Source organism: Mycobacterium sp. NGS64, from assembly GCF_059812245.1.
Genome location: NZ_JCALCI010000004.1, coordinates 134,120 through 152,466 on the forward strand (window position 1 = coordinate 134,120; position 18,347 = coordinate 152,466).

Genomic DNA, 18,347 nt, shown 5'->3' on the forward strand with positions numbered 1-18,347 from the left:
TCCGCCAACGCCCGCCTCACCGACCGGTGAGACGGGCATCAGGCGGGTCGAGCCGTTACAGCGGGATCCAGACCCCGAAGAACCAGAACCCCCACTGGTTGAAGCCGGGATCCCAGACGGGCGTCTCGTCGTAGCCGTAGTAGTGGATGGGGCCATACCCCCACGGACCGCCGGGTGGCGGCAGCGGCCGATCCCACGCCGGCCGCGGCGGTGGACCGTATCCCCAAGGTCCGGGCCCGTCGCCCCACGGGGCTCCGTGGAAGTAACCGCGCTGCGGGTCGCCATGCCAGGGGCCGCCCGGACCGCCGGGTCCACCCGGTCCGCCGGGATGGTCGGGACCGCCGGGGCCACCGGGTCCGCCAGGATGGTCGGGACCGCCGGGGCCACCCGGTCCGCCCGGATGGTCGGGCGCGGGTCCGCCCGGGCCGCCGGGCCCGCCGGGACCGCCTGGTCCACCGCGGTGATCGGGTCCGCCGGGACCACCCGGAGGACCACCAGGATTGCCGGGCCCGCCCGGGCCACCCGGGCCACCCGGGCCGCCCGGGTCATTCGGTCCGGCCGGCCGGTGATCCCCGGGCGCCGGGCCGCCGTGGTTACCGGGCGCCGGCGGAGGCGCTCCCGGAGCGGCAAACGCCGAACCGGCGCCCATGCCTAACGCGGCGGCGCCGAGAGCGCCGGCGATGGTTCCCCCCGCGATTAATTGCTTTAATTTCATAGTCCTTCACCTGTCCATAAGTGAGTTCCTAGAACCCCCCAACAACCCACACGTTAGATAGCGTGTCTATGGATTAGCTGTGACGGGCCCATGCGCAACGTTTGGGCGGCGACACGTCACCGAGAACGGCGAATGAGGCAAGGCTGCGCTCGCTTTGGCAAGCCTATATTTGCTGGTCGGAAGCCATTTCGCCGTATATGGTTGCGGACGTGTCGACTACCTCCCACCCCGCCGAACCCCATGTGGGTTCGGTCTCGTCGAGGTTGAATTGGCTGCGGGCCGGCGTGCTGGGCGCCAACGACGGGATCGTGTCCACCGCGGGGATCGTCGTGGGCGTCGCGGCGGCGACGGTGCAGCGCGGCCCGATCTTGACCGCCGGCGTCGCCGGTCTGGTCGCCGGGGCCGTGTCGATGGCGTTGGGTGAATACGTCTCGGTCAGCACGCAGCGCGACACCGAACAGGCGCTGTTGACCAAGGAAATGCAGGAGTTGCGCGACGACCCGGCCGCCGAACTGGACGAGCTGGCCGAGCTTTACGAGGCCAAGGGTCTGTCACCGGCGACGGCGCGCACCGTGGCCGAGGAGCTGACCGACCACAATCCCTTCGTCGCGCACGCCGAGGTCGAACTGGGTATCGACCCCGACGAGCTGACCAATCCGTGGCAAGCGGCGCTGTCCTCGGCGCTGTCGTTCACCGTGGGCGCGTTGTTGCCGTTGATCGTGATCCTGGTGCCGCCGACGGCATGGAGAATCCCGGCCACCGTCGTGGCGGTGCTGCTGGCCTTGGTGCTGACGGGGGCGGTGTCGGCGGGACTGGGCGGCGCGCCGCAGGGCCGGGCGGTGGCCCGCAACGTCATCGGCGGTGGGCTCGCGTTGGCGGTCACCTACGCGATCGGACACCTGGTGGGCGCCGCGATCGCGTAATCCTCTCGGCTGGACTGGAAACAGAAACTGTAATATCAACTGTTGCCGTCCCGACGAGAAAGAGCCGTGCTTTGACCGAAACCAACACTGCGCCGGATGACGTTGATTCCGCGGCGCAGGCGCCGTACTTTCTGCGCGACGAAAACCGTTTTGTGCCAAACGGAATCGCGCGGGGCGGCTGGGGCCCGTCGCTGAGTGGCCACGTCGTGGGCGGTCTCCTGGGGTGGGCCGCCGAACGCGCGGTGGACGATCCGCAACTGCAACCCGCGCGGCTGACCGTCGACCTACCCGCGCCCACCGCGCTCGAACCGATCGAGGTCCACGCGCAGGTGCACCACGATCGCCGGCGACTCCGGCTCGTCGAGATCGTCCTCACCCAGCGCGGTACCCCCGTCGCGCGGGGGAGCGCATTGTTTCTGCGGCGCGGCCCGCAGCCCGAGGGGGACGTGTGGTCACCGCCCGTGCAGATGCCGCCGCTGCCCATCGACGACGGCCCCGCGCCGTCGCTGTTCATGCGCACCTATGGCTGGGGCACCGACATTCAGAATCCCGATCCCGATTGGCCCGACTCGGGACCGAAATACACCTGGCTGCACGAGACCCGTTCGCTGATCGACGGCGAGCCGCTCAGCCCCTTCACCCGCGCGGCCATGGGCGCGGACATCACGGCGTCCCTGGCCAATTGGGGCACAAACGGACTGCAGTTCATCAACGTCGACTACACCCTGACGCTGACCCGGCTGCCCGAAGGACCCCACATCGGGCTGGCCTCGCTCACGCATTACAGCCACGACGGCGTCGCCACCGGCTCGGCCGTCCTCGTCGACCACCGCGGCCCGATCGGCAGTTCCGTGTCGGTTGCCATCGCGCACTCCGGGTTTCGGCCGATCACCGCGCCACCGGCCGGATGACGGACGACCCCACCTACTGGGCGTTGATCGCCGAGGCCGCCCGGCGAAGACCCGACCGGCCGCTGCTCGCCGACGAGTATGGCCGCACCCTGACCGCACGTCAGTTCCGCGACGCCGCATGCGCGACGGCCGCCGCGTTCGCCGAACGGGGGATAGGCGCGGGAACCGTGGTGTCCTGGCAACTGCCGACGACGCTGGAAACCGCCGTCGTCATGGCGGCGCTGGCCCGACTCGGCGCGGTCCAGAACCCCATCATCCCGATACTGCGCGAACACGAGGTCGGCTTCATCACCGCCCAGCTGTCTACCGAGTTCCTTGTGGTGCCCGAGTTTTGGCACCGATTCGACTACGGCGGCCTGGCGCGGGCCCTGGCCGCGGACCGGGGCTTCCGCGTCATCACCGTCGACCTGGCGACGCCACCCGCGGCCGGTGAGCTTCGGCTGCCCCGTGCGAGCGCCGATGCCCTCGGGCCGCCGCCGGGACCTGCCGGCGGCGCGCGATGGATCTACTATTCGTCCGGAACCACCGCGGCCCCCAAGGGGATTCGCCATACCGATGCGTCGGTGATGGCGCCCGCCGCGGGGTTGGCGGAAAAGATGGGAATCACCGTTAGTGACGTGGATCCCATCGGCTTTCCCTTCGCGCACATCGGCGGCGCCGTAATGCTGGCCGTCGGGCTGATGACCGGCATGCGGTTAGCGCTGTTCGAGGTATTCGACCCGGCCACCACGCCGCTGTCCATCGCGGCGCACAAACCGACCTTTCTGGGCATGGCGACACCGTTCTTCCTGGCGTTCCTCGAGGCCCAACGCAACCACGGTGACGAGCCGCTGTTCCCATTCGTGCGCGGCTGCCTGGCCGGCGGCGCGCCGATCACCCCCGAACTGGGCCACCAGGTCCGCGAAACCTTCGGCGTGGCCGGCATCGCGAACGCATGGGGCCTCACCGAGTTTCCCGTCGCGACCTCACCGCCACTGACCGGGGCGCCGGAGGTGCTCGACCACACCGTCGGCGCACCGGGACCCGGCGTCAGTGTCCGGGTCGTCGACACGGGAATCGAACTGCCCGCCGGGCAGGAGGGTGAGCTGCGGCTCAAGGGACCCCAATGCTTCCTCGGCTATGCCGACGCCGCGCTCGACGCCGACGCGTTCGACGCCGAAGGATGGTTGCGCACAGGGGATCTCGGGCTGATCGACGGGAATGGCAACGTCCGCGTCACGGGTCGGATCAAGGATGCGATCATCCGCAACGCGGAGAATGTCTCGGCTCAGGAAGTCGAAAATGCGCTGGCCACCCATCCCGCGGTCGCCGACGTCGCGGTCGTCGGAGTACCCGACCCGCGCACCGGCGAGCGCGTCTGCGCCGTGGTGGTACCCGCATCGAGTGACGACGTGTCGCTGGAATCCCTGGTGCAGCACTGTCATTCGCAAGGGTTGAGCCGCTACAAACACCCCGAGCGCCTGGTGATCGTCGACGCGCTGCCGCGCAATCAGTTCGGCAAGGTGAGCAAGAAGGAGCTGCGCGAAGCCCTCGCCACCGGTCGTCTGCAGACTTGATAGTCCGGCTACAACCCCTTGGGCGCGTCGCGGACCGCTTGCACCGCCGCCGGGTCGCCGTCGAACTCGACCCGCGCCTCGCGGCCGACGGAGAACAGCAGCAGCTCCTCGGGCGGACCGGTCACCACGACCGCCGGGCCGGAGCCGGCCGTCAGCACCGTCTTGCCCCCGGGCGTGCGCAACGCCACCCGGCCCGGCACCTTCCCGAGCGTGACCCGGGCCATCAGCGACAGCGTGCGACGCAGCGCCCGGCACATCCCTTGTTCCAGCACGCGGGGCTCCCAGGCAGGCTGCGCGCGGCGCACGTCCTCGTGGTGGATGAACATCTCGGCGACGTTGGCCACCGGATCGAGCAGGATGAACGGCGAATAGACAGGTGGGCCGGACGCGATTTTGTCCACCAACTCGTCCCAGTCGTTCTTCGACGCCGCCTCCTCCTGCACCTTGGCGGTGTGCGCCGCGAAGAACGGGATCATGATGCCCGCCGCGGCGTCGGGCCGGTACTCCCGGATCACCAGGTGGGCGGCCAGGTCTCGCGTCTTCCAGCCCTCGCACAAGGTGGGCGCCTCGGGGCCGACGGCCCGCATGGTCGCGACGAGGGCGGCGCGTTCGCGCTGAGCAACGGACATGGGTTCAGGGTAGGGCCAGCCCGCGGGCGTGGACCAACCGCACCTCGGTAAATTTGCAACGTCCTATCAGGAAGGAAAGTGCAGGGAGTGTCATGAACGCGCGTGTCGAGCAGTTGGAGTTTCAGGCCGAGGCCCGGCAACTGCTGGATTTGATGGTCCACTCGGTCTACTCCAACAAGGACTCGTTTCTGCGGGAGCTGATCTCGAACGCCTCCGATGCGCTGGACAAGCTGCGCCTGGAAGCGTTTCGCAACAAGGACCTCGACGTCGACACCTCCGACCTACATATCGAGATCGACGTCGACAAAAGCGCGCGGACCCTGACCGTCCGCGACAACGGCATCGGGATGACGCGCGAGGAAGTGGTGGACCTGATCGGCACCCTGGCCAAGTCCGGCACCGCCGAGCTGCGCCAACAGCTCCGCGACGCCAAAAATGCGGCGGCCTCCGAGGAACTGATCGGCCAGTTCGGCATCGGGTTCTACTCGAGCTTCATGGTCGCCGACAAGGTCGAGCTGCTGACCCGCAAGGCCGGCGAGAGCGCCGCCACCAGGTGGGAATCCAGCGGCGAGGGCACCTACACCATCGAATCCGTGGACGACGCGCCGCAGGGAACCTCGGTCACCCTGCACCTCAAGCCCGAGGACGCCGAGGACGAGCTGCACGACTACACCGCGGAGTGGAAGATCAGGCACCTGGTCAAGCGGTATTCCGACTTCATTTCCTGGCCCATCCGGATGGAGGTCGAGAAACGCACCCCGGGCGAAGACGGCGGCGAGGAGACCGTCACCCTCGAGACCGAGACCCTCAACTCGATGAAGGCGCTGTGGGCCAGGCCCAAGGAGGAGGTCTCCGCCGAGGAGTACAACGAGTTCTACAAGCACATCGCGCACGCCTGGGACGACCCGCTCGAGGTCATCGCGATGAAGGCCGAGGGCACCTTCGAGTACCAGGCCCTGCTGTTCATCCCGTCGCACGCGCCGTTCGACCTGTTCGACCGGGACTCCCACGTCGGGATCCAGTTGTACGTCAAGCGCGTGTTCATCATGGGCGATTGCGACGAGCTGCTGCCGAAGTACCTGCGCTTCGTCAAGGGCGTCGTGGACGCACAAGACTTGTCGCTCAACGTGTCTCGTGAAATCCTGCAGCAGGACCGGCAGATCAAGGCGATCCGTCGCCGGCTGACCAAGAAGGTCCTGTCCACGATCAAGGAGCTGCAGTCCGAGCGGCCGGACGACTACCGCACCCTGTGGACCCAGTTCGGCAGGGCCATCAAGGAGGGGTTGCTCTCCGACGCCGACAACAAGGACATGCTGCTGCAGGTGTCGTCGTTCGCCTCGACCCACAGCGACGAGGAGGCCACCACCTTGGCCGAGTACGTCGAGCGGATGAAGGAGGGCCAGCAGCAGATCTTCTACGCCACCGGCGAGACGCGCCAGCAGCTGCTGAAGTCACCGCACCTCGAGGCGTTCAAGGCCAAGGGCTACGAAGTCCTGCTGCTCACCGACCCGGTCGACGAAGTGTGGGTAGGGGTGGTCGACGAGTTCGACGGCAAGCCGCTGCAGTCGGTGGCCAGGGGCGAGGTGGACCTCGACGACGAGGAGGGCAAGAGCGAGGCCGAGCGCGAGGAACAGGAGAAGGAGTTCGCCGACCTGCTGACCTGGCTCAAAGAGACCCTGAGCGAGCACGTCAAGGACGTGCGGCTGTCGACGCGGCTGACCGAGTCGCCCGCCTGCCTGATCACCGACGCCTTCGGGATCACCCCGACGCTGGCGCGCCTCTACCGCGCCACCGGGCAGGACGTTCCGGTCGGCAAGCGGATCCTCGAACTCAACCCGAATCATCCGCTCGTCACCGGCCTGCGGGACGCGCACAAGGACCGCGCCGACGACCAATCGGTCGCCGAAACCGCCGAACTGCTCTACGGCACAGCGCTTCTCGCCGAAGGCGGCGCGCTCGACGATCCGGCGCGCTTCGCCGAGCTGCTCGCGCAGCGTTTGGCGCGCACGGTTTGAGCGTTTTCCGGTGGCCAGGGTCGGCAAATTGCGATTGAATTTCCCCCGGAAGGGATAATCACAGCGCATGGCCAAGTTCCGGATCATCGACCCACATGGCGGGATTGTGGCGACCAAGAATTTCGAGAGCGCCGAGGCCGCATACGCATGGTTCACCGACGCCGTCGCGGGCAGCACCGAGCTGGGCTGGCGCATGGAGGTCGACGACGCGGGGACCTGGGCATTCTTCGATGACACCGAAGGCTTCACCGCCCCGGCGAGCCGCCGTCCATTTCGGCGCTGAATTACGCGCCCTTTTCTCGCCCGGTTTCCGCATCCGCGGTTGAGCCGTCCACCCCGGCGTTTTCGCCGAGGACGCGGTGGAGCAGCTCACCGGTGCCGAGCAGGTGCCTGGTGACCAGCGACTGCGCGCGCTCGACATCGCCCCGGCGCACGGCCCGCAGCAGCGCCGCGTGCTCGCGGTCGGACTCGCCCTTGTAGGACGGCAGCCCGAACTTGAGCCGCAGGTAACGCTCACCGCGCTCATGCAGCATGCCGATCAGCGCCAGGAGTTGTGGGCGCGCGGCCGGCTCGTAGAGGCTCATGTGAAAGGCCTCGTTGCGCGCGACGTACAGCGACGGTTCGGTTTCGGCCGAGGCCGCCTTGCACAGTGCCTCGCAGTTGCGCAGCGTGTCCGCCGTGTGAGCGGGTATCGCCAGCCCGATGGCGAGGCTCTCGAGGGCAGCGCGGATCTCGTAGACCTCGCGCGCCTCGCCGGGCGACAACGGGGCCACCGTCGCCCCCTTGTTCATCTCCACCTTGGCCCAGCCTTCGCTCTCCAGCTGGCGCAGGGCCTCGCGAACCGGGATCGCGCTGACCGAGAAGTGCCGCGCGATGGCGTCCTGGCGCAGCGGTGCGCCGGGGGCGAGGGTGCCGTCGACGATCGCGGCGCGCAGCGCGTTGGCGATCAACCGCGACGTGCTGCCGCGTTCCGCCAGCGAGAGCGCGGTCGGCAACGCGCCCAACGCATTGTCCGACGGGGTCCGACCTGTTACGCTCATCACTATATTATATACAATGTGATGCCGGAGGGCCGCTAGGCCAGCACCGGCTCGCGCACATGCGAATCCCGATAGTCGTTCTACCCGTGCCAACGGAGGCCAGATGACGTCAACGACGGAGCCGGCAAGCCTCAGCAGGCGCCGCCCACCGCTCAATCGCTCCCAGATCGCGGGGTTCTGGGGCGCATGGACGGGCTGGACGCTCGACGGAATGGATTCGTTCATCTACGCCCTCGTGCTCGCCCCCGCGCTGACCGAACTGCTGCCGCGTTCGGGTTTCGCCGCGACGTCGACCAATGTCGGCCTCGCGGGATCGATCCTGTTCGCCCTGTTCCTCGTCGGCTGGGGCCTGTCGTTCATCTGGGGGCCGATCGCCGACCGCTTCGGGCGCACCAAGGTGCTGGCCGCGACAATCTTTACCTTCGCCATCTTCACCGGGCTTTCGGCCGCGGCGCAAAACGTCTGGGAGCTGGCGATTTTCCGCTTCATCGCGGGCGTCGGCATCGGCGGCGAATGGGCGCTGGCGGGGACCTACGTGGCCGAAGCGTGGCCCGAGGACCGGCGCAAGATGGGGGCGGGCTATCTGCAGACCGGTTACTACGCCGGGTTCTTTCTGGCGGCGGCCCTGAACTACACGATCGGCGTCCACTTCGGTTGGCGCGCAATGTTTTTGACAGGAGCGGTGCCGATCGTCGTCGCGATCCTGATCCTGACGCGGGTAAAGGAAACGGAGAAGTGGGAGAAACTGGAGGCTCAGCCCAAGGCCCGCGTCAAGCCGCTGCGCGAGATCCTCGGGCCGCGCTACCGGCGTCGCACCTGGGTGGCCTGCGCGCTGCTGACGATCGCGATCGTGGGCCTATGGGCCGGCGCCGTCTACGAACCCACCGCCGTCATCCAGTTGGCGCAACACGCGGGCTTCGACAAGGCGGGCGCGACCAGGACGGCGTCCTGGGCCACGGGCCTGTTGTCCATCGGCACCATCCTGGGGTGTCTGATCGTGCCGGTGCTCTCCGAGCGCATCGGGCGCCGAAAGACGCTGGCGATTTACTTTGCGGGGATGGCCATTTCGATCGTTGGCAGCTTCGGTTGGGCGTTCTATCTGCCCAACGGGCTCGCACCGTTCATCGCGTGGCTGTTCGTGCTCGGGTTCTTTGGCGGCAACTTCGCGATCTTCAGCCTCTGGCTGCCCGAGCAGTTCGAGACGCGCGTGCGCGCAACGGCGTTCGCGTTCTGCACGTCGTTCGGCCGTTTCGTCGGCGCGGGTGTGAACTTCCTGCTCGGCGCGGCGGTGCTGCACCTGCATACCTTGGGGCTACCGGTCGCTTTGACGGCTATCGCGTTCGTGATCGGGCTTTTCGTCATTCCGTTTGCGCCCGAGACGCGAGGCGAGGCGCTGCCCCAATAAGGGGCGAAACTCAACGGCCGAGTTGGACGGCTTTGACCACTAGCAGCAGTGCGCCGACGACCAGGTAGCTGCGCAGCGCGATCATGCCGAGCCGGGTGCCGGGGGACCAGGTGACCGGTTCGAGCAGCGTCAGCGGCGGCATCCGCCAGGTGTTGCGGTCGACGGGACGTGCCGGCTCTTTCGGGGCCGGCGCGGCGGGCTGGCCGCGGGCCATCCAGCGCAGGGCCGGCACCGCGGCGGCGGCGAGTATGACCAGCGCCAGGGAAAGGTAACCGGCCACGGCGACCACGTCGATGTGGGGGAACAGGGTGGTGGCCATCAGGATGCCGGACAACAGCAGCAGGATGCCGACGATCAGCCCGGCGACCCAGTTGAGCCAGCGACGATTGACCCAGGGCCCCAACACTTCCCGGTCGTTGCACAACAACAGCAAGAACACGCTGGCGCTGGGCAACAGCAGGCCGGCGAGGGCCTGCACGGCGGTGGTGATCAAGCCCAGCGGGGCGCCGGGGATGAGCACGATGGCCGCGGCGAGCGCCACCATCGCGGTGTAGGACAGGTAGAACTGCTTGGCGTCGGCGAACCCGCGATGCAGGGAATGCTTGAGGCCGAAGACGTCACCGAAGGCGTAACTGGTGGCCAGCGTCACGGCGGCCGCGCCGATGATGGAGGCGTCCATGAGCACGATGGCGAAAAACGCTCCGAGCGTGGCACTGTGCTGGCCGAGCAGGTGCGCGATGGCCCCGGCGTCGGTGAAGCCGCCCACGGTGTTGGTGGAGCGCGCCGCCCAATCGCCGGTCATCAACAACGCCGCGGCGCCGACGATCACGACGAAGGCCCCGATCACGGTGTCGGCGCGCTCGTAGGCCATGAACCGCGGCGTGATCCGTTTGTCGACGACGTTGGACTGCTGGAAGAACAGCTGCCAGGGCGCGACGGTGGTACCGACGATGGCGATGATCAGCAGCACCGCATCCGAACTGACGCCGCCCGAGATGCTCGGCACCACAAACGACTTCGCCGCGTGCGCCCACTGCGGGTGCGACATGAACAGCATCGGGATCTGCAGCAGGGTGACGGCGATGAAGATGAACATCGCCCGCTCCCAGCGCCGGAAGCTGCCGCTGGCCATGATCGCGACCAGCGCAACCGCCGAGATGGGCACCACAACGTATTTGGAAATGCCGATGTAGTCGGCGGCCAGCGTAATGCCGATGAACTCGGTGACGATCGTCAGGAAGTTGAGCAGGAACAGGTCGCCGACGGAAAACCAGCCCCAGCCGCGGCCGAAGCGTTCATTGATCAGCCGGGCGTGACCGACGCCGGTCACCGCACCGAGCCGGACCACCATCTCCTGGTTGACGATGAGCACCGGGATGAGCAGCAGCAGCACCCACAACAGGGAGTAGCCGTAGTTCTGGCCGGCCTGGGTGTAGGTCGCGACCCCGCCGGCGTCGTTGTCGCCGACCATCACGATGATCCCGGGGCCGACGATCGCGAGCAGCGTCAGCAGCCGGGTCTTCCACGTCCGCGGGTGGTCGGCCTCGCTGAGCTTGACGCGCCCGAACGCACCCTCGATGTCGCCCAGGTGCGCGGTGTCGAGCACCGCGCTGAGCCCCTGTTTGGTCTCGTCCGCGTTCGACGTCACGGTGCCTGGCCTCCAGGGGCGTGGCTGTCGGTCGGTTCGGTGATTTCACGCAACGGGCGGGGGGCGGGCTCGCGTCGGCGCCAGTCCTCGGGGATGGTCGCCTCCAGGACGTCGTCGACGGTGACCACGCCGAGCACGCGGTCCTCCTCGTCGACGACGGGAATGGAGTAGAGGTTGAAGTCGGCCATCAACAGCGCGATGTCCGTCAGGTCGGCGTCGGCGCTGACGCACACCGGGTCCGAATCCATCAGCGCGCCAACACTTTCGACGGGATCCGCCTGCAACAGGGCGATCACCGACACCACACCGGCCAGCCGTTCGCCCTCATCGAGGACGTGCACCTTTATCAATGCCTCCGGCTGGACGGTGCGCGCGGCCGCGATCAGGGCCAGCGCCGTGCCGGCGGTAGCGGTGGCGGCGCACGACACGAAGTCGACGTTCATCAACCCGCCGGCGCTTTCGGGGTTGAACCCCATCAGGGTGATCACCTTGGTGCGCTGCGGGGCGGGCATCAGCTCCAGCACGCGCCGACGCCGCGACTGGCGCAGGTCGGCGATCGCGTCGGCGGCGTCGTCGGCGCGCATCCGGCCCAAGAGCGCGGCGACCTCGTCGTCGGGCATGCCGTCCAGGAGCCGGCTGGCCTTATCGGGGTCCAGCTCCTCGAAGACGTCGGCTTCCAATTCCGGGTCGCTGCGCACCCGGTCGAGAATTTCGCCGCCTTCGGTCTTGTCGGCCTCCTCGAGCAAGTCGGCGATCTCGGCGGCCTTGAACTCGCCGAACCGGTCCGACAGCCGCCGGACCGCGTCGGAGCCGCCGTGGCCGATCAGCGGTTCGAACGCCTTCCAATCGCGTGCCGCATGCCCGCCGGAATGCTTGATCAGGCCGAACAACGTCGGCGGCCGGCGGGTGTCCAGCCGCGCAACCACCCACCCGTCGCCGGTGTCCTCGAGCTCGACGTCGTACGCGCGCACCAAGTCCGCGGCGGCCACATCGATCAACCGATGGCCCAACACGTCCGCGCGCAACAGCACCTCACCGTCGCGGCGCTCGAACCCGCGGAGGTCAACTTTGTTCTTGGTCAGGACGATTCGCTTGGGCGCGAACTCTTCGATGGATTTAGTGCCGATGAACACCCGACGGCCGCCGACCCCCGCCACGATCCCGGTCACCGCCGGATAGTCGTCGGCGCCCCGCAGTCGCACGATCACGTCCTCGACGCGGCCCACGGCCTCACCGGCGCGGGCCACCACCGGCGCGCGCAGCAGTTCGGAGAGGTGGATCACCGGCAGCCCCCCGCGGGGCTTCGCCGTCTCTGATGCGCTCACTTGTCCTCCTCAACGCTGAGCGACAGTCGCCCGCAGGATGCCATCTGCGGGTACGGCTTACAACCAGGTTCGGTGATGGCGCAAGTATCGTGTCTCGACGGGTTCGGCCGCCAGAGCCTACGCCGCTGCCGCCGGGGATAGCTACACCCAACAGGTGAACGGCGGGTTGCGATCGGGGAATGCGACCTACCCGAGCTTCCTAAAACGCTTGTCCGAGTGCGCTATTGCTTGTCGACCTTGCCGGCGATCTGGTTGGCGACGGTGACGGCCAGGTCTCCGGGGTCCTTGCGGCAGGCGTCGACGTCGATCACGACGTTGTTGCGCACCGTCAGCGCCCGCTGGCAGCTCTGGGACAGCGTGGTGCCGTTCTTGGTCGCGGACACGTTCGTGGTGGTGCTCAAAACCCCGTTGGCGTTGGAGACCGCTCCCACCTTCCATTGGATTTCGGGGGAGTCCGCGTCGGCGGGAATCGTGCCCTGGCGGTTGGCGCAGTCGGGCCAGCGCTGGGTGGAGGTGGTGAAGAAGGCGCTCGCCTCCTTGGGGGAGGGGAACAACACCACCACCTCGGTCACCTCGGGGTCGGGATCGTTCGAATTCGGCGGAAGCGGCGTGGTGCCGCGTTCCCGGTGAACCGCCGTGTTCCCGCTGCCCGCATAGACGGGGGCCTCGCCCGGATGCTGAATGTAAAGGCATTCGGCCGGAAACTTGTACCCCTGCGGGTAGTTCGTCGTGCTGTCGTCGGGCAGCGTGTCGAACTTGTCGCCGACGGTGGTTCCGGTGGCGCCCACCGCGCTGTCGATCTCGGCAGGGGTCAACATCAGATTCGGCAGCGTGGCCTGGGCCAGGGGCGGCTTGGACGGGGTGGTGGTCGTCGTTGACGACGAGGCGGTGCCGCCGTCGCCGCTGCCGCAGGCCGCGGCCAGTATCCCGACGACGGCCACGGCGACCGCGGTTAACTGCTTGCGCATGGTTGAGCGCCCTTCGTGCTTGAGTCGGCTCCTCAGGCGTTCCGCGCACCCCCACGCGTCGGCTATTCAGAGGTGGTTTGCGGGTGGAGCATACGACAGCGCTTTTGCTGCCACACTGGGGTGTGCCCGAAATCGCGTTCAACTCTGTGTCGCCGATCGTGCCCGTCCAAGATCTGGACGTCGCGCTCGAGCGCTACCGCAAACTCGGATTCGACGCGCGGGCCTACGCGGGCCCGGAGCGCTACGGGTTCGTCGACCGCGGCGGTGTGTCGATCCACCTCACCGAATGGGCCGAACACGATCCGCTGCGTACGGCGTCCAGTGTGTATCTGTACGTCAGCGACGCCGACGCCCTTTACGCGGAGTGGGCGGCGCTGGAAAACCTCGCCGGCCGGCTGATCGAACCGCAGGAAACGCCCTACGGGCTAAGGGAATTCGCTTATGTCGATCCCGACGGGACCCTACACCGGATCGGTTCGCGGAGCATCTGATTCCGTCGCCTGGCTGCGCGCCAGCGCCACCGTCGCGGCGATCATCACCGCGACCGATACGCCAAGCGCGACCATGCCGACCTTGTTGGTGCGAAGCGTCTCACCCAGCACCGTCACGCCGAGCACAGATCCGACGATCGGTTCGGCGATGGTGACCGCGGGGAGCGACGCGGTGAGCGAGCCGGTCCGAAACGCCGACTGCTCCCAGGCCGTCGCCGCGAGGCCCAGCACCGCCCAGATGTACAGCTCGGGTGCGCGCAGCAGCGCCGGGACGCCGTTGCCGAGCTGGTCCACGACTCCCTTCGTCAGCACCGTGAAGACGCCCCACAGCGATCCCGACATCAGCCCCAGCAGCAGCGCGCTGACCCAACCCGAAAACATCTGGGCGCCAATCACACACAGGAACAGGCAGGGGCCCAGGACCAAGCCCACGACGATCCACGTCCGAACCGACCCGCGCGGGACCCCGGCCTGCGGGTTGCCCACCGTGACCACGACCGTGACCGCGGCGGCCAGCAGCAGGGCCCAAATCCCTTGCCACCGAGTGATTCTGCGATGGTTAGCCGCCGCACTGATGACCAACGCGAACAGCAGGGAGGTCACCGACAGCGCCTGCACCAGCACCACGGACCCCAAGCCCAGCGCCGCGGCCTGCAATCCGAACCCGGCGGCGGCCACCAGGCTGCCCGTCCACCAACGGCGGTCGCGCAGCAGCCGGCGAAACAGCGCGAGGGTGCCGACCGGCTTGTCGGTGACCTGTTGGGCGGATCGCTGCTCGAGGACATCGCCGATGCCGATCATGAACGCGGCGCCGATCGCGAGCAGCGCGGCGATGCCCGTTTTGCCCACGAGGACCTCCTGGGTAGTCCGCCAACCTTCGCCGAGTGTGTACCAGGGTGAAAAATCAGCCGGAAATTCGCCGCGGAGGCACGCTCGGTGAATGCACCGCCTAGCTGTTGCGGCTGATCTTGAGCGCGGTGGTGATCATCGGGATCTGCAGCGGCAGCCGGGCCAGCGCGGCGATCCGCATCGGCCATGGCTTGCCCCACCACAAGCGGCACATGTTGACGTTCGCCGGGAACACGCAGACGAACAGCAGCGCGGCCGCCAGGGCGGCCAGCCGCCGGGTGCGCCGCGGCACCAGCAGCGCACCCACGGCGATCTCGGCGACTCCGGACGCGTAGGTATAGAACCGGGCGTCGCCGGGCAGTTCGGCGGGCACGATGTCGTCGAAGGGTTTGGGCGCCAGGAAGTGGACGGTGCCGACGCCCATCAACATCGCCGCGACTCGATATGCGGTCGTCCGGGTCGTGTCAGGTTCCACGAGGGGTGTGGTGGTCATTGCGGGAGCCTAACGCCACGGCGGACTGCTGCGGAATCCTTCGCTGCGGCGTTACGCTTGACGCGGTTCGTGTAAACTTATCCCGTTACTATTGCTCCTACAGTATTTGATACGATTCGCGGCGTCTGTCCGCCCACCGCAACGAGGTTGAAAACATGGCCACACCCGTGATCGTCGGAGCCACCAGGACGGCGATCGGCCGCTCCTTCAAGGGCGCGCTCGTCAACACGCCGCCCGAGACGCTGATCACCACGGTGCTTCCCGAGGTGGTGCGGAGGTCGGGCATCGACCCCTCGGCCATCGACGACATCATCTTCGCCGAATCCCACTACGGCGGTGGCGATTTGGCGCGCTACGCAGCCGCCGCGACCGGTATGGAGGACATTCCCGGCCAGGCGGTGAACCGGCACTGCGCGGGCAGCCTCACCGCGATCGGTAACGCCGCGGCACAGATCGGCTCCGGGATGGAGCGTGTGCTGATCGCCGGCGGGGTGCAGTCGCTGTCCATGACGCCGCTGATGAACCAGCGCATTCCCGGCCCCGAGCTGAAGTTCGAGGAGCGCTGGCTGCCCCCGACGCACGTCGAGACCCCGGACGCGCCGACCAAGGACATGTCGATCACGGTCGGGTGGAACACCGCGCAGACGGTCGGCATCAGCCGTGAAGAGATGGACGCCTGGGCGGCCCGGTCACACGAGCGCGCCATCGCGGCGATGGACGCCGGCAAGTTCCTGGACGAGATCGTCCCGCTGAAGATCACCCAGGCCGACGGCTCGGTGACCGAGTTCTCGGTCGACGAGCATCCCCGGCGCGACACCACCATCGAGAAGCTCGCCGCGCTCAAGGTGCTGCACCCCGAGATCGAGGGATTTTCGATCACGGCGGGCAACAGCAGCGGCACCAACGACGCCGCCGCGGCGGTCGCGCTGGTGGACCGCGACTACGCGCTCGCCGAGAAGCTGAACGTGATGGGCACGGTCCGGGCGTGGGCCGCCGTGGGTGTGCCGCCCCGGGACTGCGGCCTGGGTGCGGTCAAGGTGATCGGCAAGGTGCTACAGCGCGCCGGGCTGTCGGTCGACGACGTGGCCCTGTGGGAGATCAACGAGGCGTTCGCCTCGGTGCCGATCGCCGCGTGCCGCGAATACGGCATCGACGACGAGAAGGTCAACTTCTCCGGCAGCGGGTGCAGCCTCGGCCACCCCATCGCGGCCTCGGGCGCGCGCATGGTCACCACCCTGACCTACGAGCTGGCCCGGCGCGGCGGCGGCATCGGCGTCGCGGCGATGTGCGCGGGCGGCGGTCAGGGCGGCGCCGTCGTCATCGAGGTCTGACTAGTTGCAGAACGTGTAGCCGATGAACTGCGCGTCGCGGGCGTTGGCGACCGAGTAATTGACGTAGTGCACCGCCGGCATCCCGTTGTACTGGGTGTTGGTTTTCTGCGCGGTGGGCGGTGGGACCGCCTTGGGGAAGGCCAAGATCAGATCGGCAAAGATCTTCAGCCCCGACTGGCAGACCGCATCGGGCCGGGGCGGCTGGGCGTTCCACGCGTGCACAACGACCGGATCGGTGAGCTGATATCCCGCGGCGCAATTGGGGTCGCAAATCTTGAAGACCGCGGTGCCGGTCCCGTCGGCGCCCTGCGGTCCCCACGAGCTCCACGACATGTCTTGCAGCGCAACGGCAACGCTGGCGCATCCCAAGACGCTGAGCTTCTTCGGACGCTCGACCGGCGGGACCGACGGGTTGTAACAGCCCGGGATGGCGAAGCTGCTCGGTGGCGACGGCTGGGTGGTGGCCTGGCCCGGGGTGCTCCGGTGGCCCTGCACCAGCTTCACGCTGACGAAGGCGAGTACACCGATCAGCAGCACGGCCAGGATGACACCCACGACCCCCAGGCGTCCCCCCGGAAACCGCAGCCGACTCGATGACGAGACGTTGCCGCTCACGCTTACCAGGTTATGGCAGAAACGGCCGACCCGGGTGGCGCTGCCGCAAGAAACGTCGCACGGTAAATTTGGTCAACGCTACCAACTTATTGAGGATTACCGATGGATGATCATGCTCTGGCCGCGCGGCTGGCCGCGGAGGCGGGACGGCTGCTGCTCGGGGTGCGCGAGCAATTCGCCGAGGCCGACGCCGCCGAGCGAAAAGCGGCGGGGGACAAGCGGTCCCACGACTTCCTGATGGAGGAGCTCGCCCGCGAGCGGCCCGACGACGCGGTGCTGTCCGAGGAGGGCGCCGACGACCCGGTGCGGTTGCGCTCGCAGCGGGTCTGGATCGTCGACCCGCTGGACGGGACGCGGGAATTCTCCGAGCTCGGACGCGACGACTGGGCGGTGCACGTGGCGCTCTGGCAGGACGGCGAGCTCGCCGCCGGCGCGGTGGCGCTGCCGGCGCAGGGGGTCACGCTTGCGACGCCGTTCGTCGCCGCGCCCCCGTCCCCGCCGGACCAGCCGCGGATCGTGGTCTCGCGCACCCGGCCGCCGGCCATCGCACTTACCGTCCGCGACGCGCTGGACGGCATCCTTGTCGAAATGGGCTCTGCCGGGGCCAAAGTGGCGTCGATCGTCCAGGGCTTGTCGGATGTGTACGTGCACGCGGGCGGCCAGTTCGAATGGGACTCGGCGGCCCCGGTCGCGGTGGCCCGCGCCGCCGGGCTGCACACCTCCCGCATCGACGGCTCGGCCCTGGCGTACAACCAACCGGACCCCAAGCTGCCCGACCTGGTGGTCTGCCGGCCCGAACTTGCTCAGGCCGTACTCGCCGTCACCGCCTGATTGCACCGGGCCGGACTCGTGCCGGCGGGGCGAACGAAATCGCTCGACGCACGAGGCGTATCCGGACCGCGGCTACGTTGGAGAAATGCTGATGAGTTCTCGGCCACGCGGCCTTGTTCAACCGCGTAGGCGGCGCCGATGCCCTTTGGCCTCATGGGTCCACTCTTGTTCGATGCGCCCGATCTCGAGCGAGAGCAGCGCGAGAGTCGGGTTGTCGCAATGCACTTCGTGAGCGGTGCGGAGCGCGGCCGCATCGCCGGTGGTCGGCAGGTACGGGCGTAAGCCCTCGAACCATTCGTCGCCGACGACATTGGGCGGATCGCCGGCTTGTGGGCCGCAAGCCCATTGCTGGTAGGCGTCCCGTGCGGTTGCCAAGCCGCTTCGCCAGCGTTGGATGGCGTCGCAGCGCTGGGCGTGGATGTGCATCTTCATCTGATGCTTGTTGTTGGTGCTCGAAACCATCCCCGGGAGCAAGTTATCGGCGGCGGACCTCGCGACGCCCGCGATGCCCATGGCCGACGCACCCACGACCGTGCCCATCAGGCCCATCGTTACCATGTCCATGCGCTGATCGTCGCACCCCGGGCGGCGACGGCCAAGGA

At 68.0% G+C, this 18,347-nt stretch carries 19 protein-coding genes; 9 read left to right on the top strand and 10 right to left on the bottom strand.

The window, feature by feature from the left end:
• Nucleotides 1-55: 55 nt before the first annotated feature.
• A complete protein-coding gene (locus AC5Y4S_RS18600) occupies nt 56-715 on the bottom strand; it encodes a chitin-binding protein (protein ID WP_500034153.1) in 660 nt (219 codons plus the stop codon).
• Nucleotides 716-924: 209 nt separating this feature from the next.
• Here AC5Y4S_RS18600 and AC5Y4S_RS18605 point away from each other — a divergent pair, with 209 nt between their 5' ends.
• From AC5Y4S_RS18605 to AC5Y4S_RS18615, 3 genes are all read left to right on the top strand, one after another.
• Nucleotides 925-1,638: a VIT1/CCC1 transporter family protein gene (locus tag AC5Y4S_RS18605; protein WP_500034154.1), complete on the top strand. Its 714-nt coding sequence runs from the start codon at nt 925-927 to the stop codon at nt 1,636-1,638.
• Between the two features lie 131 nt (nt 1,639-1,769).
• Complete coding sequence (locus AC5Y4S_RS18610; protein WP_500034610.1) at nt 1,770-2,549, top strand: thioesterase family protein; 780 nt, start codon at nt 1,770-1,772, stop codon at nt 2,547-2,549.
• Nucleotides 2,546-4,105 (top strand): class I adenylate-forming enzyme family protein, encoded by a 1,560-nt coding sequence (locus AC5Y4S_RS18615; protein ID WP_500034155.1) that lies wholly within the window; start codon nt 2,546-2,548, stop codon nt 4,103-4,105. The genes AC5Y4S_RS18610 and AC5Y4S_RS18615 overlap by 4 nt, the downstream gene beginning before the upstream one ends.
• An 8-nt stretch (nt 4,106-4,113) precedes the next feature.
• Here AC5Y4S_RS18615 and AC5Y4S_RS18620 read toward each other — a convergent pair whose 3' ends face one another.
• Nucleotides 4,114-4,734, bottom strand: a complete 621-nt coding sequence (locus AC5Y4S_RS18620; RefSeq protein ID WP_068181233.1) for a TIGR03085 family metal-binding protein — start codon at nt 4,732-4,734, stop codon at nt 4,114-4,116.
• Nucleotides 4,735-4,826: 92 nt separating this feature from the next.
• Between AC5Y4S_RS18620 and htpG the strand changes: the two genes are divergently transcribed.
• Both htpG and AC5Y4S_RS18630 read left to right on the top strand, forming a co-directional pair.
• Nucleotides 4,827-6,749, top strand: coding sequence for a molecular chaperone HtpG (gene htpG / locus AC5Y4S_RS18625; protein ID WP_500034156.1), 1,923 nt, complete (start codon nt 4,827-4,829; stop codon nt 6,747-6,749).
• Between the two features lie 67 nt (nt 6,750-6,816).
• Nucleotides 6,817-7,032 carry a hypothetical protein gene (locus AC5Y4S_RS18630; RefSeq protein WP_500034157.1) on the top strand — a complete coding sequence of 72 codons (216 nt, stop codon included), beginning with the start codon at nt 6,817-6,819 and terminating at the stop codon, nt 7,030-7,032.
• Between the two features lies 1 nt (nt 7,033).
• On the opposite strand, the gene AC5Y4S_RS18635 is transcribed toward AC5Y4S_RS18630, so the two are convergent.
• Nucleotides 7,034-7,789, bottom strand: coding sequence for a GntR family transcriptional regulator (locus tag AC5Y4S_RS18635; RefSeq protein WP_500034158.1), 756 nt, complete (start codon nt 7,787-7,789; stop codon nt 7,034-7,036).
• A 103-nt stretch (nt 7,790-7,892) separates the two neighbouring features.
• Here AC5Y4S_RS18635 and AC5Y4S_RS18640 point away from each other — a divergent pair, with 103 nt between their 5' ends.
• A complete protein-coding gene (locus tag AC5Y4S_RS18640) occupies nt 7,893-9,194 on the top strand; it encodes an MFS transporter (protein WP_500034159.1) in 1,302 nt (433 codons plus the stop codon).
• 10 nt (nt 9,195-9,204) lie between these two features.
• Here AC5Y4S_RS18640 and AC5Y4S_RS18645 read toward each other — a convergent pair whose 3' ends face one another.
• The 3 genes from AC5Y4S_RS18645 to AC5Y4S_RS18655 all read right to left on the bottom strand — a co-directional run bounded on the left by AC5Y4S_RS18645 (nt 9,205) and on the right by AC5Y4S_RS18655 (nt 13,135).
• Nucleotides 9,205-10,842: an Nramp family divalent metal transporter gene (locus tag AC5Y4S_RS18645; RefSeq protein ID WP_500034160.1), complete on the bottom strand. Its 1,638-nt coding sequence runs from the start codon at nt 10,840-10,842 to the stop codon at nt 9,205-9,207.
• Complete coding sequence (locus AC5Y4S_RS18650) at nt 10,839-12,167, bottom strand: magnesium transporter MgtE N-terminal domain-containing protein (RefSeq protein WP_500034161.1); 1,329 nt, start codon at nt 12,165-12,167, stop codon at nt 10,839-10,841. Before AC5Y4S_RS18650 ends, AC5Y4S_RS18645 begins: the two co-directional genes overlap by 4 nt.
• Nucleotides 12,168-12,388: 221 nt before the next feature.
• A complete protein-coding gene (locus AC5Y4S_RS18655; protein WP_500034162.1) occupies nt 12,389-13,135 on the bottom strand; it encodes a sensor domain-containing protein in 747 nt (248 codons plus the stop codon).
• A gap of 131 nt (nt 13,136-13,266) precedes the next feature.
• Here AC5Y4S_RS18655 and AC5Y4S_RS18660 point away from each other — a divergent pair, with 131 nt between their 5' ends.
• Complete coding sequence (locus AC5Y4S_RS18660) at nt 13,267-13,626, top strand: bleomycin resistance protein (RefSeq protein ID WP_500034611.1); 360 nt, start codon at nt 13,267-13,269, stop codon at nt 13,624-13,626.
• Here AC5Y4S_RS18660 and AC5Y4S_RS18665 read toward each other — a convergent pair.
• Both AC5Y4S_RS18665 and AC5Y4S_RS18670 read right to left on the bottom strand, forming a co-directional pair.
• Entirely contained in the window at nt 13,597-14,475 is an 879-nt protein-coding gene (locus AC5Y4S_RS18665; RefSeq protein ID WP_500034163.1) for a DMT family transporter, read from the bottom strand. The genes AC5Y4S_RS18660 and AC5Y4S_RS18665 overlap by 30 nt on opposite strands.
• Before the next feature lie 100 nt (nt 14,476-14,575).
• Nucleotides 14,576-14,968, bottom strand: a complete 393-nt coding sequence (locus AC5Y4S_RS18670; protein WP_500034164.1) for a DoxX family protein — start codon at nt 14,966-14,968, stop codon at nt 14,576-14,578.
• Nucleotides 14,969-15,123: 155 nt separating this feature from the next.
• Between AC5Y4S_RS18670 and AC5Y4S_RS18675 the strand changes: the two genes are divergently transcribed.
• Entirely contained in the window at nt 15,124-16,299 is a 1,176-nt protein-coding gene (locus tag AC5Y4S_RS18675) for a thiolase family protein (protein ID WP_500034165.1), read from the top strand.
• Here the strand turns inward: AC5Y4S_RS18675 and AC5Y4S_RS18680 are convergent, their stop codons facing one another.
• A complete protein-coding gene (locus tag AC5Y4S_RS18680) occupies nt 16,300-16,884 on the bottom strand; it encodes a hypothetical protein (RefSeq protein ID WP_500034612.1) in 585 nt (194 codons plus the stop codon).
• A gap of 132 nt (nt 16,885-17,016) precedes the next feature.
• Here AC5Y4S_RS18680 and AC5Y4S_RS18685 point away from each other — a divergent pair, with 132 nt between their 5' ends.
• A complete protein-coding gene (locus AC5Y4S_RS18685) occupies nt 17,017-17,745 on the top strand; it encodes a 3'(2'),5'-bisphosphate nucleotidase CysQ (RefSeq protein WP_500034166.1) in 729 nt (242 codons plus the stop codon).
• A 117-nt stretch (nt 17,746-17,862) separates the two neighbouring features.
• Here the strand turns inward: AC5Y4S_RS18685 and AC5Y4S_RS18690 are convergent, their stop codons facing one another.
• A complete protein-coding gene (locus AC5Y4S_RS18690) occupies nt 17,863-18,309 on the bottom strand; it encodes a hypothetical protein (protein ID WP_500034167.1) in 447 nt (148 codons plus the stop codon).
• Nucleotides 18,310-18,347 lie beyond the last annotated feature (38 nt).